Origin of the sequence: uncultured Sphingomonas sp., from assembly GCF_913774285.1 — a bacterium.
Classification (GTDB): Bacteria; Pseudomonadota; Alphaproteobacteria; order Sphingomonadales; family Sphingomonadaceae; genus Sphingomonas.
The window spans coordinates 156237-171134 of record NZ_CAJYHX010000021.1 but is presented as its reverse complement, the minus strand read 5'-3'; the positions used below and the strand labels follow the sequence as shown (position 1 = coordinate 171134).

The 14898-nt window shown below is 65.7% G+C and carries 14 protein-coding genes; 9 read left to right on the top strand and 5 right to left on the bottom strand.

Annotation, left to right across the window (positions count from 1 at the left end; translation table 11 throughout):
• Positions 1 to 49: 49 nt before the first annotated feature.
• The 5 genes from QZ670_RS10295 to QZ670_RS10275 form a co-directional block, all read right to left on the bottom strand.
• Positions 50 to 1948, bottom strand: a complete 1899-nt coding sequence (locus QZ670_RS10295) for a potassium transporter Kup (RefSeq protein ID WP_294254685.1) — start codon at positions 1946 to 1948, stop codon at positions 50 to 52.
• 200 nt (positions 1949 to 2148) lie between these two features.
• Complete coding sequence (rplI, locus tag QZ670_RS10290) at positions 2149 to 2742, bottom strand: 50S ribosomal protein L9 (protein ID WP_294254682.1); 594 nt, start codon at positions 2740 to 2742, stop codon at positions 2149 to 2151.
• 11 nt (positions 2743 to 2753) lie between these two features.
• Positions 2754 to 2978, bottom strand: coding sequence for a 30S ribosomal protein S18 (rpsR, locus tag QZ670_RS10285; protein WP_010543816.1), 225 nt, complete (start codon positions 2976 to 2978; stop codon positions 2754 to 2756).
• A gap of 14 nt (positions 2979 to 2992) precedes the next feature.
• On the bottom strand, positions 2993 to 3367 hold the full coding sequence (gene rpsF, locus QZ670_RS10280; protein WP_125977145.1) for a 30S ribosomal protein S6: 375 nt from the start codon (positions 3365 to 3367) through the stop codon (positions 2993 to 2995).
• 149 nt (positions 3368 to 3516) lie between these two features.
• The gene (locus QZ670_RS10275) at positions 3517 to 4362 is read right to left on the bottom strand and encodes a PEPxxWA-CTERM sorting domain-containing protein (RefSeq protein WP_294254677.1); all 846 of its coding nucleotides are present in this window, start codon (positions 4360 to 4362) and stop codon (positions 3517 to 3519) included.
• Positions 4363 to 4390: 28 nt separating this feature from the next.
• On the opposite strand from QZ670_RS10275, the gene fabD reads away from it, so the two are divergent.
• From fabD to QZ670_RS10230, 9 genes are all read left to right on the top strand, one after another.
• Entirely contained in the window at positions 4391 to 5326 is a 936-nt protein-coding gene (gene fabD, locus QZ670_RS10270) for an ACP S-malonyltransferase (protein WP_294254676.1), read from the top strand.
• Positions 5327 to 5339: 13 nt separating this feature from the next.
• Complete coding sequence (gene fabG / locus QZ670_RS10265) at positions 5340 to 6080, top strand: 3-oxoacyl-[acyl-carrier-protein] reductase (RefSeq protein ID WP_294254672.1); 741 nt, start codon at positions 5340 to 5342, stop codon at positions 6078 to 6080.
• A 34-nt stretch (positions 6081 to 6114) separates the two neighbouring features.
• Positions 6115 to 6648 carry a hypothetical protein gene (locus tag QZ670_RS10260; RefSeq protein ID WP_294254670.1) on the top strand — a complete coding sequence of 178 codons (534 nt, stop codon included), beginning with the start codon at positions 6115 to 6117 and terminating at the stop codon, positions 6646 to 6648.
• Between the two features lie 100 nt (positions 6649 to 6748).
• The gene (locus QZ670_RS10255; protein WP_010543822.1) at positions 6749 to 6997 is read left to right on the top strand and encodes an acyl carrier protein; all 249 of its coding nucleotides are present in this window, start codon (positions 6749 to 6751) and stop codon (positions 6995 to 6997) included.
• Positions 6998 to 7132: 135 nt separating this feature from the next.
• Entirely contained in the window at positions 7133 to 8392 is a 1260-nt protein-coding gene (fabF, locus tag QZ670_RS10250; RefSeq protein WP_294254665.1) for a beta-ketoacyl-ACP synthase II, read from the top strand.
• A gap of 4 nt (positions 8393 to 8396) precedes the next feature.
• The gene (mltG, locus tag QZ670_RS10245; RefSeq protein WP_294254663.1) at positions 8397 to 9416 is read left to right on the top strand and encodes an endolytic transglycosylase MltG; all 1020 of its coding nucleotides are present in this window, start codon (positions 8397 to 8399) and stop codon (positions 9414 to 9416) included.
• A gap of 77 nt (positions 9417 to 9493) precedes the next feature.
• The gene (locus QZ670_RS10240; RefSeq protein WP_294254661.1) at positions 9494 to 11098 is read left to right on the top strand and encodes a peptidase S10; all 1605 of its coding nucleotides are present in this window, start codon (positions 9494 to 9496) and stop codon (positions 11096 to 11098) included.
• 267 nt (positions 11099 to 11365) lie between these two features.
• A complete protein-coding gene (locus QZ670_RS10235) occupies positions 11366 to 13147 on the top strand; it encodes a methyl-accepting chemotaxis protein (RefSeq protein WP_294254659.1) in 1782 nt (593 codons plus the stop codon).
• A gap of 155 nt (positions 13148 to 13302) precedes the next feature.
• Complete coding sequence (locus QZ670_RS10230) at positions 13303 to 14871, top strand: alginate export family protein (RefSeq protein ID WP_294254657.1); 1569 nt, start codon at positions 13303 to 13305, stop codon at positions 14869 to 14871.
• Positions 14872 to 14898 lie beyond the last annotated feature (27 nt).

Genomic DNA, 14898 nt, shown 5'->3' with positions numbered 1-14898 from the left:
CCGAAGACCTGGGGCGGCTTCCACCAAGGAAGCCGCCCCATTTTTTTGTTCAGATTTCCAGCTGGCTGCCGAGTTCGACCACGCGATTGGTGGGAAGCTTGAAGAATTCCATCGCGCTTTCGGCATTGCGCACCATCCAGGCGAACAGCTTCTCGCGCCAGATCGCCATGCCGGGCCGCGACGAGGGCAGCAGCGTCTGGCGGGCGAGGAAGTAACTTGTCTCCATCGGCCGGAACGGCGCACCGCAATCCTGGATGGCGGCGAGTGCCATCGGCACGTCGACCTCGTCCATGAAGCCATAGTGCAGCACGACGCGGAAGAAGCCGTCGCCCAGCGGCTCCATCGTCGTGGACGCGGTGCCGCGAACATGCGGGACCTGTTCGATCGCGACGGTGAGCAACACGATCCGCTCGTGCAGTACCTTGTTGTGCTTGAGGTTGTGGAGCAGGGCGGGGGGGATGCTGTCCGGTGTCGAGGTGAGGAACACCGCGGTGCCCTTCACCCGCGTCGCGGTCTGCGCGGCCGATCGGATGAACAGCGCGATCGGCATCGCGCCTTCCTGCAATCGCGCCAGCACCAGTCGCCGCCCGCGTGACCAGGTCGTCAGCAGCACGAACGCGACCGCCGCCACCAGCAGCGGGAACCAGCCGCCATCGGGGATCTTGGTGATGTTCGAGGCGAAATAGGCGCCGTCGATCAGCAGGAAGCTGCCGGTAACGAGGCCGGCGAGCAGCTTGTTCCACTTCCAGACGGCGAAGGTCAGCACGCCCAGCATGCAGGCGGTGATGAACATCGTGCCGGTGACGGCGATGCCATAGGCCGAGGCGAGGTTGCTCGAACTGCGGAAGCCCAGCGCCAGCAGCACCACCATCACCAGCAGGCCCCAGTTCACCAGCGGCACATAGATTTGCCCGGCCGCCTTGGCACTGGTGTGGAGGATGCGCAGCCGCGGCAGGAAGCCGAGCTGCACCGCCTGTTGCGAGACCGAGAAGGCGCCCGAGATCACCGCCTGGCTGGCGATCACCGTCGCCATGGTGGCGAGGATGACGAGCGGCAGGCGGGCCCAGTCGGGTGCCATCAGGAAGAACGGGTTCTCGATCATCGCGGGGTTGCGCAGGATCAGCGCCGACTGGCCGAGATAGTTGAGCATCAGGCATGGGAAGGCGACGTAGAGCCAGGAGACCATGATCGCGCGGCGGCCGAAATGCCCCATGTCGGCATAGAGCGCTTCGGCGCCGGTCACCGCCAGCACCACCGAGCCCAGCGCCAGGAAGGCGAGGCTGGGGTCGAGTGCGAAGAACTTGACCGCATACCACGGATTGAGCGCCCACAGGATTTCGGGCGCGGCGACGATGCCGCGGACGCCGAGCACTGCGATGACCGCGAAATAGACCAGCATCACCGGCCCGAACAGCTTGCCCACGACCGCGGTGCCGCGCGCCTGGATGGCGAATAGCGCGACCAGGATCGCCACCGTCACCGGCAGCACCAGCGGCGTGAACCCGGCCTCAACCGTGGTCAGGCCCTCCACTGCCGACAGCACCGAAATTGCGGGCGTGATGATCGCGTCGCCATAGAAGAGCGCCGTGGCGATCACGCCGGTCATGGTGATCGCCACGCGCCAGCGGGTATCCCCCATCATGCGGGTGATCAGCGCCAGCAGCGCCAGGCTGCCGCCTTCGCCCTTGTTGTCGGCGCGCAGGATCAGTGCGACATATTTGACCGTGACGATGGAGGTCATCGTCCAGAAGATCAGCGACAGCACCCCGTAGATATGCGCGGGATCCAGGGCCAGCTTGTGGTGGCCGATGAAACTTTCCTTGAGCGAATAGAGCGGCGACGTTCCGATATCGCCGAACACCACGCCGATCGCGCCGATCGCCAGTGCGCTGAACTTTTCCTGATGCGGATGCGCGGGGGCATCCCCGTCGCTCGCCAACTGCTCCACTGCAGGTCTCCGTTCCCCGACCGATTCGGGGTGCCACGCGGTACGCCTGCGCATTTTGCCATGCCAGTGGGTAACGAAGCGTTCCGGCCGCATGTCGTACGTATTTCAGGACAGGTGTGGCGTGTGTCCCCAGCCCCAAAAGGAAAGGGCCGCACCGATCGCTCGGTACGGCCCCTGCCTTATTGGTTGAGTCGCTAGACTCAGCCCTGCGCGTCTTCCGCGGCGGGGGCTTCGGTCGCGATCTCGCCCGGCTCTGCGTTCGGATCGTAATCCTCGGTGAAGCCGGTCTCTTCGCGCTCGAACATCGCCGCCGTGACGTCGACGCCCTGCGCCTGCATCTCGGCTTCTTCCGGCGAACGTGCGACGTTGACCTTGATGGTCACCGCGACTTCCGGGTGCAGCGCGACGCGAACTTCGTACACGCCGATCGCCTTGATCGGGCGATCGAGCACGATCTGCGCCTTGTTGACCTTGTGGCCGTCGGCGGTCAGCACGTCGACCAGGTCGCGCACCGCGACCGAGCCGTACAGCTGGCCGACGTTCGACGCCTGGCGGATCAGGGTCACCGAAACGCCCTCGAGCGTCTTCGATTCCTTCTCGGCCTCGACGCGACGGGTCGCGTTCTCGGCTTCGATGCGCTCACGATTGGCTTCGAAGACCTTGCGGTTGACTTCGTTGGCGCGGAGCGCCTTCTTGCGCGGCAGGAGGAAGTTACGGGCAAAGCCGTCCTTCACCTTCACCACGTCACCGATGTGGCCGAGCTTCTCAACGCGCTCCAGCAGAATGACTTCCATGGATCCGCTCCTTACTTAACGATGTAGGGCAGCAGGCCCAGGTGACGGGCGCGCTTGATGGCCTGGGCCAGCTCGCGCTGCTTCTTCGCGCTCACCGAAGTGATGCGCGAGGGGACGATCTTGCCGCGCTCGGAGACGAAGCCCTGCAGCAGGCGGACGTCCTTGTAATCGATCCGGGGCGCATCCTTCGCGGAGAAGGGGCAGCTCTTGCGGCGGCGGAAAAAGGGTCGTGCCATGGTCTATACGCTCCTTATTCGCCTTCGAAGTTGCCATCGCGGTCACGACGGCCGCGACGCTCGCGGTCGCCCTTGCGCATCATCACCGACGGGCCCTGCTCATGGCCGTCCACCTTGACGGTCATGTAGCGGATCACGTCTTCGTTGATCTGCGTCTGGCGCTCCAGCTCGGCGACCACGCCGGCCGGCGCGTCGATCTCGAGCATCACGTAGTGCGCCTTGCGGTTCTTGGCGATACGATAGGCGAGGCTGCGAAGACCCCAGGTTTCGGTCTTGACGACCTTGCCGTTGTTGTCTTCGACGATCTTGGTGGCGGTTTCCGCCAGCGCGTCCACTTGCGCCTGTGCCAGATCCTGGCGCGCAAGGAACACATGCTCGTACAGAGCCATTGGTTCTCTTCCTGTTGGCCGATCGCTGACGCCGCCCCATGCGGTCGCCCCTCCGGCTGTCGTCTCGATAAAGCAAACGGAGCGGACGCATTGCTGCTCCGCTCCGATCGGTCGCCCTTACGCAACTGCGCGGGCGGATGCAAGCGCAATCAGGCGGCGGCGACGCGCAGCTGCTGACGCGCGCGGCGGCGGCGCAGTGCACCCCCGGCCATGCCGACGCCCGCGATCATCATGCCCCAGGTCGCCGGCTCGGGCACCCCGGCCACCGCTTCGGAGCCAAAGAAGACGATATGCGACAGGTCCTTCAGGTTCTTGCCGTGCGGGATGTCCATCGTGCTCCAGCTGCCGCTGCTCAGATCGGCGACCTTGTAGAGCGAGAAATAATTGCCGGCCTTCACCGCCATATAGTCGATCACATAGCCAGGCGTCGACCAGGTGCCGGAGGAGGTGCCGGCGCCCGTGATCAGGCCGGACGTGGTGTTCGTATCGAACAGGTAATTAAGAGTGATATTGGGCTGTGCGCTCGGTACGAAATTGTTGTAAACGTTATAGACGAGTTCTGCCTGCTTGTAGCTGTTCAGGTTGAAGACGTTGTCGTTGCCGTTGATGTTGCCGAGGAATAGGCAGCCACTCGAAGCTGCAACCGACGCGCATTTTCCAGGCACGATGATAGAAGCATTTGCGATCGCAGGTGCTGCCGCCATCAGGATGGCCGCGCTGGCTAGCATCGTCTTCATCTTCATTTCAAATCCTCCCGCTACTGCATCAATGAACTTGGAAGGACGTACGGCTGACGCGTAAGTGTTACAACGACAAGGATTTTGGTTAATCGTACCAAAAGCGGCCAACTGCCCCAGATCGCGACAATCGAAGCGCGGATTGCGGTAAAGGATCGGCTTGTCGGATGGACGGCCCTCGGCATCGACTTCGCGACGGGTGTAGTGCAGCGGCAGGCTTGCGTCCGCCCCATGTCTCGCCGTAACGCGCTCGCCCATTCACGGCGCTTCCGCAGGAGATACAGTTATGCGCGCGTTTCTTTTCCCCGGCCAGGGCAGCCAGGCCGTCGGCATGGGCAAGGCCTTGGCCGAAGCTAGCCCCGCCGCGCGCGAAGTGTTCCAGGAAGTCGACGAGGCACTGGGCCAGCATCTCTTCAAGCTGATGAGCGAGGGGCCCGAGAGCGACCTGACGCTCACCGCCAATGCCCAGCCGGCGATCATGGCCAATGCCATTGCGGTGCTGCGCGTGCTCGAGAAGGAAGGCGGTATCCGCCTCGCCGACAAGGCCGATTTCGTCGCGGGCCACTCGCTCGGTGAATATACCGCGCTGTGCGCCGCGGGTGCGCTCGATCTGGCGACGACCGCGAAGCTGCTGCGCAAGCGCGGCGACGCGATGCAGTCGGCGGTGCCGGTGGGCGAGGGGGCGATGGCCGCGCTGCTCGGCGCCGATCTCGTCAAGGCGCAGGCGATCGCCGATGCCGCGGCAGAGGGCGAAGTCTGCACCGTCGCCAATGACAATGACCCCACCCAGGTGGTGATCTCGGGCGCGCGCGCCGCGATCGAGCGCGCGGTGGCGATCGCCAAGGACCACGGCGCCAAGCGGGCGCTGCTGCTCCCGGTTTCGGCGCCGTTCCATTGCCCACTGATGCAGCCCGCTGCCGACGCGATGGCCTCCGCGCTCGCCGAGGTGGCGATCCAGGCGCCGCTGGTGCCGGTTTATGCCAATGTGACCGCAGCTCCGGTGAGCGACCCGGCGGCGATCCGCACGCTGCTGGTCGAGCAGGTGACCGGCATGGTCCGCTGGCGCGAATCGGTGTCGGCGATGTTCGATGCGGGCGTGCATGATTTCGTCGAGCTGGGCGGCAAGGTGCTCGGCGGCATGGTCAAGCGCATCACCCCCGATGCTGGTGTGACCAGCGTCGTGTCGATGGATGACATTGAAGCGCTCGTGAAGGCGCTCTGAGGAGATACGGGAAATGTTCGATCTTACGGGAATGACCGCGCTCGTCACGGGCGCGTCGGGGGGTATCGGTTCGGCGATCGCCAAGGCCCTCGCGGCGCAGGGTGCCAAGCTCGCCGTGTCCGGCTCCAATGCCGAAAAGCTGGAAGCCTTTCGCGCCGGCCTGGGCGGCGAGCATGTCGCGCTGACCTGCAACCTCTCCGATCGCGCCGCGGTCGACGCTATGGTGCCGCAGGCGGTGGAAGCGCTGGGCGGCAAGCTCGACATCCTCGTCAACAATGCCGGCGTCACCCGTGACAATCTCGCGATGCGGATGAAGGACGAGGAGTGGGAGCAGGTGATCCAGGTCAACCTGGAAGCCGCGTTCCGCCTGATGCGCGCCGCCGCCAAGCCGATGATGAAGGCGCGGTTCGGCCGCATGATCTCGATCACCTCGGTGGTCGGTGCCACCGGCAATCCGGGACAGGCCAACTATGCCGCCTCCAAGGCCGGCCTGGTCGGCATGTCCAAGGCGCTGGCGCAGGAACTGGCGAGCCGCAACATCACGGTGAACTGCGTCGCGCCGGGCTTCATCCGGTCGGCGATGACGGACGTTCTGCCCGATGCACAGAAAGAGGCGCTGCTCGGCCGTATTCCTGCCGGAAAGCTGGGCGAGGGCGAGGATATCGGCGCGGCGGTCGTCTATCTCGCCAGCAAGGAAGCGGCCTATGTCACGGGCCAGACCTTGCATGTGAACGGCGGGATGGCGATGCTCTGAGCCGAGCAGCCGGGGGGCGTGGAGTAGGATGAATATGCGTCTCGTTTTCGCCGCAGCACTTGCACTTGCCACCGCAACCCCGGCCTTCGCGGCGCCGGCGGATCCGGCGTCGATCGTCTGCGTCGGGCAGAAGCTCGACGCGGCGGTGAAGGCGCAGCTGGCCGCTGATGTCGAGCGCAACCTCGGCACCCCCGGTCAGCGACCGCGCTATTCGGCGGCGGTCACCCGCGGGCTGAACGACGCCACCACCGCCTGCGCCAACGAGCGCGGGTGGAGCGGCGCGGCTGCCACCGCCTCCGGCGTCTATGCGCTGGCCGAAGTGGGCCTGCCCGTGGCGAAGCGGGTGGTGCAGGCCAAGGGCTTCGACCCTGCCGCGCTCGACCAGCAGTTCGCCGCGCTGCCCGAAGAGGTGCGTCGCAAGCCGCTGACTCCCAAGGCGACGCAGGACCTGATCCGCGCCGCCGTTACCGATGAAGCGCAACAGACCCGCGCCAATGCGGAACTGCTCGCGCAATATTTTGCGTTTCTCAACACGCTGGAATATGCTTCAGCCGACTTTTCCCGATAACGAGAGCGGGCCCTTGCGGCACCCTCTTGCAACCGCCCCGGCGGCATTCTAGGTGCGGGAAAACGGATTCAGAGCCCCATCACAAAGGAAAACAGGGACCATGGCCAACCAGGAAGAGATCACCACCCGCGTGCAGGCGCTCGTTGTCGACCATCTCGGCGTCGACGCCAAGGACGTGGTGCCGACCGCGAGCTTCACCGATGACCTCGGCGCGGACAGCCTCGACATCGTCGAGCTGGTGATGGCCTTCGAGGAAGAGTTCGGGGTCGAGATCCCGGACGACGCCGCGGAGAAGATCAGCACCGTCGGCGACGCCGTTGCCTACATCTCCGAGCATCAGCAGGGCTGACGCTCGAAACGCGCTCCCGGCCCGATGGGCAGGATTTGCGACTAGGCGGCTTCCCGTCCCGTGCCTTTGGCGATGCGGACGGGGAGCCGTTTTGTATTAAGAACGAACCGAACCGAAATTGACTGGAGAACTGCCATGCGCCGCGTAGTCGTGACCGGCCTGGGCCTCGTCACCCCGCTGGGGGCCGATGTCGAAACCGCCTGGAAGAACATCCTCGCCAGCAAGTCCGGCGCGGGCACGATCACCAAGTTCGACGCGACGGATTTCCAGAGCAACTATGCCTGCGAAGTGAAGCCGGCGGATCATGAATATGGCTTCGACGCCGGCAAGCGCGTCGACCACAAGATCCAGCGCCAGGTCGATCCGTTCATCGTGTTCGGCATCGATGCCGCCGGCCAGGCGATCGAGGATGCCGGCCTGCTCGACATGCCCGAAGAAATGCGCTTCCGCGCCGGCTGCTCGATCGGCTCGGGCATCGGCGGCTTGCCGGGCATCGAGAGCGAATCGCTCGTGCTCCATGAAAAGGGTCCGAAGCGCGTCTCGCCGCATTTCGTCCATGGCCGCCTGATCAACCTGATCTCGGGCCAGGTCTCGATCAAGTACGGCCTGATGGGCCCGAACCATGCGGTGGTCACCGCCTGCTCGACCGGAGCGCACTCGATCGGCGACGCCGCGCGGATGATCGCGATGGATGATGCCGACATCATGCTCGCCGGCGGCGCGGAAAGCACCGTGTGCCCGATCGGCATCGCCGGCTTCGGCCAGGCGCGTGCGCTTTCCACGGGCTTCCGCGACGATCCCACCAAGGCGAGCCGCCCCTGGGACCAGGGCCGCGACGGCTTCGTCATGGGCGAGGGCGCCGGCGTGGTCGTGCTCGAGGAATATGAGCATGCCAAGCGCCGCGGTGCGAAGATCTATGCCGAAGTCGTCGGCTATGGCCTGTCGGGCGATGCCTATCACGTGACCGCGCCGCATCCCGAAGGCTCGGGCGCGTTCCGTTCGATGCAGATGGCGGTGCGCAAGGCCGGCCTGGCGCTCGAGGACATCGACTATATCAACGCGCACGGCACCTCGACGCCGTTGGGCGACGAACTCGAACTCGGCGCGGTGCGTCGTCTGTTCGGCGATGCGGTGGGCGGCCTGTCGATGAGCTCGACCAAGTCGGCGATCGGCCATCTGCTCGGCGGTGCCGGTGCGGTGGAGAGCATCTTCTGCATCCTGGCACTGCGCGACCAGATCGTGCCGCCGACGCTCAACCTCGATAATCCGAGCGACAATTGCGTCGGCATCGATCTCGTGCCGCACGTCGCCAAGGAGCGGAAGGTGAAGGCCGTGCTGAACAATTCGTTCGGCTTCGGCGGCACCAATGCCAGCCTGGTGATGAAGGCGCTCTGATCCGATGGCGAAGGGCGCGCGACCCCGTTCCTCCACCAGGCGTGCGCCCGCGCGCCGGAGTCGGGGACCGCGCGTCCTTCTCGTCGCCGCCTTGCTGCTGGTCGCGGCCTTTGCCGGGGGCTGGTTCCTCTGGGCGGGGCCGGGGCCGGCGACCCAGGAAATTAGCGTCGTCGTGCCCGAGGGGGCGACGCTCTCGCGGGCGGCGCGCGAGCTGGAAAAGGCGGGGGCGATCACCTCGCGCCCGATCTTCCTGACCTTCGCCAAGGCGTTCGGCGGTACCGGCACGATCCGCGCCGGCGAATATCGCATCGCACCGCGTACCAGCGCCCGGCAGATCCTGGAGATGCTGCAGGACGGCAAGACGCTGCAGCGGCTGGTGACGGTGCCCGAGGGCATGCCGTCGATCCTCGTCGCCGAAGCATTGGCCAAGGCGCCCGCGCTCACCGGCACGGTGAAGACCCCGGAAGAAGGCTCGGTGCTGCCCGACAGCTATGCCTATGTCCGCGACGAGCCGCGCGCGGCGGTGCTGGCGCGGATGCAGAAGGCGATGACCGTCTATCTCGCCAAGGCATGGGTCGGGCGTGACAAGGGGCTGGTGGTCAACACCCCGCGCGAGGCGATCATCCTCGCCTCGATCGTCGAGAAGGAGACGGCCAAGCCGGCCGAGCGCACCACCGTGGCCGCAGTCTATGCCAATCGGTTGAAGGCGGGGATGCCGCTCCAGGCCGATCCCACGATCATCTATCCGATCACCAGGGGCAAGCCGCTCGGCCGCCGCATCCTTCAGTCCGAGCTTCGCGCCAAGAACGGCTACAACACCTATGCGATGCGCGGCCTACCCGAGGGGCCGATCGCCAATCCGGGGCGCGCATCGATCGACGCCGTGCTGCACCCGGCGCAGTCCAAGGCGCTGTACTTCGTCGCCGATGGCACCGGCGGCCATGTCTTCGCCGAGACCTATGCGCAGCATCAGGCGAACGTGGCGAAGTGGTACGCAATCCGCCGCGCGCGCGGGGAAATGTAAGGAAAGCGTCGCGCGCTTGTCTCGACGGCGCGGGCATGTAACAAAGTCTCCCTGATCCAAGAAAATGGGGGATTTGAATGCACCGTGCTGCTTTTCTGTGCCTGTTGCTCGCCACCACCAGCCCGGCCTGGGCGCAGGAGAAGCCGGCGGCAAAGGGTCCGGACCATCGCGAGCAGATGAAGGCCGAGGCGGAAGCCGCCTGGTCTAAGCCGTCGGTCGATGAGACTACCGCGGTCAGCCACGGCGCCGTCACCGTCGGCGGGCAGCGGATTGCCTATACTGCCACTGCCGGCACGCTCACCATCCGCGACGACGACGGCAAGCCCACCGCCTCCTATTTCTACACCGCCTATGTGCGCGACGGCGCGGCGCGCGAGCGGCGGCCGGTGACCTTTTTCTACAATGGCGGCCCGGGATCGCCGACGATCTGGCTGCACATGGGCAGCTTCGCGCCGGTGCGCGTCACCACCGCCAACCCGGAATATATCCGCCCGGCACCCTATGGCTTCGGCCCCAATCCGGACTCGCTGATCGACAAGAGCGACCTCGTCTTCATCGATGCGCTCGGCGCCGGCTGGTCGCGGCCGCTTGGAGAGAAGACCGGCAAGGACTTCTGGGGCGTCGACCAGGATGCCGACGGCTTCGCCCACGCCATCCTGCGCTACACCAGCAAGTTCGATCGCTGGCCGAGCCCGAAGTTCCTGTTCGGCGAAAGCTATGGCACGCTGCGCAACCCGGTGGTCGCCGCCAAGCTCGAGGAGGCGGGGCTCAGCCTCAACGGCATGGTCCAGTTCTCGACGATCATGAACTATGGCGTCCGCCAGCCCGGCTACGACCAGAATTTCCTGACGCTGTTCCCGACGATGGCGGCGACCGCCTGGTACCATAACCGGCTGCAGAACCGCCCCGCCGACCTGCCGAGCTTCCTCGCAGAGGTGCGTGCCTTCACCAGCGGACCCTATGCGGCGGCGCTCGCCAAGGGCTCGACCATCTCGGCCGAGGAGAAGGCGGCGATCGCCAAGAAGATGGCCGACTACACCGGCATCAGCGAGGCGTTCATCCTGCGCGCCGACTTGCGCCTTACCCTGTCGCACTTCCAGACCGAGCTGCTCCGCGACCGCCGCCTTGCCGTGGGCCGGCTGGATTCGCGCTACCTGCTGAACATGACCGACGCCAATGCCGACAGCCCGAGCGACGATCCGGCCTCGACCGCGGTGACCGGGGCCTTCGTCGCGACGTTCCAGGACTATGCGACCCGCGTGCTCGGCTACAAGACCGACATGCCCTACCGGATGACCGCACGCGGCCCCGGCTTCGACTGGGACTGGAAGCACCGCGCGCCCGACGGCAGCGGCACGCATCTCGCCCCGAACAGCGCCGCCGACCTCGCCTATACGATGCGCACCAATCCGTATCTGAAGGTGCTCTTCATGAACGGCTATTACGACTTCGCCACTCCCTTCTACGGTGCGGAGTTCGACGTCAGCCACATGCTGCTCGATCCGCAGCTGCAGAAGAACATCCGCTTCACCTATTATGACGCCGGCCACATGGTCTATCTCAATCCTACGACCATGCCGCTGATGCACCGTGACTTGGCGGCCTGGTACGACGAGGCAATGCGCGCCGCCGCCTCCAGCCAGCCGCCGGCGCGTCCCGGCACCAAGGCGTCCCAGAACTGATGCGGGAACGGAGGGGTGCCAGTTGGGCGCTCCTCCACCTCCGCATAATCCCGGAAGGTCCACTTCGACTTCCGTTAGCATTTGAAAACGTTTCGATTCGTTTTGCTGCGAAAGCGAAATAAGTCATATGAAATAGAAGTTGTGGGACTGCATCGTTCTATAACAATCCGGAATGGATATGTCCGGAGGGTATAGTGCGTTTCTTGAATGATATCAGCATTGGTAAAACGCCTTTTCATCATAGGTGCGGGATCGCTGGTCGGTCTGGTGCTGGTCATTCTTCTGTCGATCAATCAGCTCGACAGCTCGCTTACCAAGAGCTTTCAGGCGCGCACCAAGCAGGCGGTGGACATCGCCTATAGCCAGCTGGACTATTACGAGACCGAGCAGCGCGCCGGCCGGATGAGCCAGGCGGACGCGCAGGCTGCTGCCAAGAAGGTGGTCGGCTCGATGCGCTTCGGCGAGAGCGACTATTTCTTCATCCTCGATACCAACCACGTGATGGTGATGCATCCGGTGAAGCCGGAGAAGGTCGGCAAGTCGACCTACGACAGCAAGGATGCCGCCGGCACCTATCACTTCCGCGAGATGGTCAAGGTCGCCGCCGAGCAGGGCGCCGGCTTTGTCTCGTACGAATATGAGATGCCGGACGGCAAGGGCGTGAAGTCCAAGATCTCTTATGTCCGCGCCTTCAAGCCGTGGGGCTGGGTGGTCGCCACCGGCGTGTTCGACGAGGAAATCCAGGCGGCGGTGCACGACGCCGAGATCAAGCTTGGCATGGCCGCGCTGGTGATCGTGCTGGTGCTGGTTGCCGCCGTCCTGTTCGTCAGCCGCTCGATCACGCTGCCGCTCGGCGCCATCACCGGTCGCATGCGGACCCTCGCGAGCGGTGACACCGCGGCGGTCATCCCCGGCTCGGGCCGCAAGGACGAGATCGGCGCGATGGCCGGTGCGCTCGAGGTGTTCCGCCAGAACGCCGAAGCCAAGGTCCATGCCGAGGCTGCCAAGGCCGCGGCGGATGCCGACCAGCAGGCGATCGTCGAGCTGCTTTCGGAAAAGCTCCACGCCATGTCCGAGGGCGATCTGACCAGCTCGATCACCACCGCGGTGCCCCCGGCATACGGCACGCTGCGCGACAACTTCAACACCGCGCTGGAGAACCTGCGCGAGCTGATCAGCGTTCTGTCCGAAGCCTCGCGCAGCATCGAAACCGGCTCGACCGAGATCTCGGCCGCCTCGGACGATCTCGCCCGCCGCACCGAGAGCAACGCCGCCAGCCTGGAGCAGACCTCGGCCGCGCTCCAGCAGATGAACGATCGCCTGAAGTCCAGCGCCGACGCCGCCGACCGCACGGTGGGCTTCACCCAGGAAGCGATCGGCATCGTCGACTCCGGCCGCACCACCGCGACCGACGCCACCGCGGCGATGGACCGCGTCTCCGAAAGCGCCCGCGGCATCGACAATGTCATCGAGGGCCTCGACAAGATCGCCTTCCAGACCCGCGTTCTCGCCATGAACGCCGCCGTCGAGGCGGGCCGGGCAGGCGAGGCGGGCCGCGGCTTCGCGGTCGTCGCCGACCTCGTCTCGGCACTGGCGATGCGCGCCGAAGAGGAAGCGCGCCGCGCTCGCGAGCAACTCACCACCACCCAGGCCGATATCGGCGTCGCGGTGGACTCGGTGAAGAAGGTCGATGCCGCACTTGCCAACATCACCAGCAGCGTCAGCCAGGTGCACGAGTTCATCGAGGTGGTCGCCATCGACAACCGCGCCCAGTCCTCGGCGATCAGCGAGATCGCCACGGCCGTCGGTGTGATGGACCATTCGACGCAGCAGAATGCGGCGATGGTGGAGCAGACCTCGGCTGCTGCCCGCAACCTGGCCGGTGAGGTGAGTGGCCTCACTCGGCAGGCCGCGCGGTTCAAGATCGACAACGGATCGCCCATGCGGGCGCCGGCCCGTTCGGCATCCGCAGCGCCCCGTTCGGCACCTCCATCCGCACCCCGCGCGGCACCGGTGATGGCCGGCGCCGAGGACTGGGCGAGCTTCTGAGCGCCCGGCGGGCGGTGCCGGTGCGGCGCCGCCCGCCACCTTCGCATATCCATTTCCGGAAGGCGGCCTGCCGTCTTCCCAAGGCGCAGCATTGCCTCGTCCACAGGGACAGGGGCGGGGCGATGACGGCGTCTTGTCCAGAACGGACCAACGTCATGTCGCGTACCCAGTTTTTGCTGCCCCTGCTTGCAGTCAGCCTCTCGCTGTCGCCCGTTTCGGCGCAGACCCAGGAGCGGATCGAACCCGCCGCGCTGCTGGTGATCGCCGCGCGGGCCCAGGACGGGCTGCAGCAGAGCGTGCCGCCGCAGAAATCTACGCCGCCGGCCGAAGCGGTGACGCCGCGCGCGCCCTCGTCGCCCGCGACCTTTACCTACCCGTCGCAGGCCGACGGCTTCGGCATCAAGCTCGGAGGCTACAACACCTCGCGCTGGGCCGAGGACTGGCGCGGCATGCGTGACCCCAAGAAGCGCGATGACCCGCTCGACTGGCTGAAATACCTGCCGCTTGCCGGAAACGGCTTTGCCTATGTCACGCTCTCGGGAGAGATGCGGCTGCGCGAGCAAGTTGTGTCACAGCCGGGGTTGCTGGCTGGCGACCATCGCCAGGAGCAGCTGTTCCGCATCTTCGCGGGCGCCGACGTGCATGTTGGTCCGCTGCGTGCCTATGGTGAGCTCGCCCATGGCGGGCTGGCCGGGCACAATCTCGGCACGCCGGCGGCCAAGTCGCGCAACGACCTGTTCGCTCAACAATATTTCGTCGAGCTGAGCGGTGCGCTGGTCCGCGGCGTCAACGCCGGGGTGCGCTATGGTCGGCAGGAGTTCACCGACGGTGCGCCGGGGCTGATCTCGGTGAAAGACGACAACTCTATCCATACCGAGCTCAATGGCGGTCGCGCCTGGGTCTCCTTCGCGCAGTTCCGCGCCGATGTGTTCGACTTCAAGCAGACCACGCTGGGCCTGGGCGGCAGCGGCGACGACCGCATCGACGACGGCACCCGCTTCTCGGGCGTCACGCTTGGCGTGGTTCTTGCCAATCAGGCCAAGCGCAAGATCTTCTTCGACCCCTTCTTCTGGCGCGAGCGCAACGACACGCTGAAATGGGGCAAGACGACCGGCCTCGAAGTCCGCCATTATTACGGCGCGCGCCTCTGGGGCAGCATCGACAAGCTGACCTTCGACTGGCTGATCAACCATCAGGGCGGCGACTATCGCGGCCGGGCGATCGACGCGTGGTTCCTCCAGGCCGCCCAGACCTACAGCCTGAGCAGCAAGGGGCTGAAGCCCAAGCCCGGCATCCATTTCGATTACGGCAGCGGCGGCGGCGCCTATGGCACCGGCACCATCCGCAACACCCGCACCATCACCGCCGGCTCGATCGCCTATAGCTACCAGCTGGCGCTCAACCTGACCAACCTGTTCCAAGTCTCGCCGAACTTCACCCTCTCGCCGAGCAAGTCGCTCGATCTCACCGCCGAGCTGCAGCACAGCCTGCGCGTCGACGAAGACGACGCGGTGTATCGCGGCGCCGGCACCGCCTATGCGGGTACCCAGCTGGTCAAGGGCGCGCATGTCGGCGATGCGGCGCGGCTGCAGGCGACCTGGAAGGTGAGCCCACGCGTCTCGGTGATCGGCCGCTACGAATATTTCGAGCCCGGCGCGGTGCTCAAGGCAGTGGGATCCAAGGGCTCGCACTTCCTCGCCGGCTGGGTCAGCGTCCGCTTCTGAGCCGGCGAAAGTTCCGAAAGTTCCGGG

Bases quoted from the DNA above. Each gene is read 5' to 3' on its own strand.
- rplI (WP_294254682.1), bottom strand. From the start codon at position 2,742: ATGGAAGTCATTCTGCTGGAGCGCGTTGAGAAGCTCGGCCACATCGGT.
- rpsR (WP_010543816.1), bottom strand. From the start codon at position 2,978: ATGGCACGACCCTTTTTCCGCCGCCGCAAGAGCTGCCCCTTCTCCGCG.
- rpsF (WP_125977145.1), bottom strand. From the start codon at position 3,367: ATGGCTCTGTACGAGCATGTGTTCCTTGCGCGCCAGGATCTGGCACAG.
- QZ670_RS10275 (WP_294254677.1), bottom strand. From the start codon at position 4,362: ATGGGCGAGCGCGTTACGGCGAGACATGGGGCGGACGCAAGCCTGCCG.
- fabD (WP_294254676.1), top strand. From the start codon at position 4,391: ATGCGCGCGTTTCTTTTCCCCGGCCAGGGCAGCCAGGCCGTCGGCATG.
- fabG (WP_294254672.1), top strand. From the start codon at position 5,340: ATGTTCGATCTTACGGGAATGACCGCGCTCGTCACGGGCGCGTCGGGG.
- QZ670_RS10260 (WP_294254670.1), top strand. From the start codon at position 6,115: ATGCGTCTCGTTTTCGCCGCAGCACTTGCACTTGCCACCGCAACCCCG.
- QZ670_RS10255 (WP_010543822.1), top strand. From the start codon at position 6,749: ATGGCCAACCAGGAAGAGATCACCACCCGCGTGCAGGCGCTCGTTGTC.
- fabF (WP_294254665.1), top strand. From the start codon at position 7,133: ATGCGCCGCGTAGTCGTGACCGGCCTGGGCCTCGTCACCCCGCTGGGG.
- mltG (WP_294254663.1), top strand. From the start codon at position 8,397: ATGGCGAAGGGCGCGCGACCCCGTTCCTCCACCAGGCGTGCGCCCGCG.
- QZ670_RS10240 (WP_294254661.1), top strand. From the start codon at position 9,494: ATGCACCGTGCTGCTTTTCTGTGCCTGTTGCTCGCCACCACCAGCCCG.
- QZ670_RS10230 (WP_294254657.1), top strand. From the start codon at position 13,303: ATGTCGCGTACCCAGTTTTTGCTGCCCCTGCTTGCAGTCAGCCTCTCG.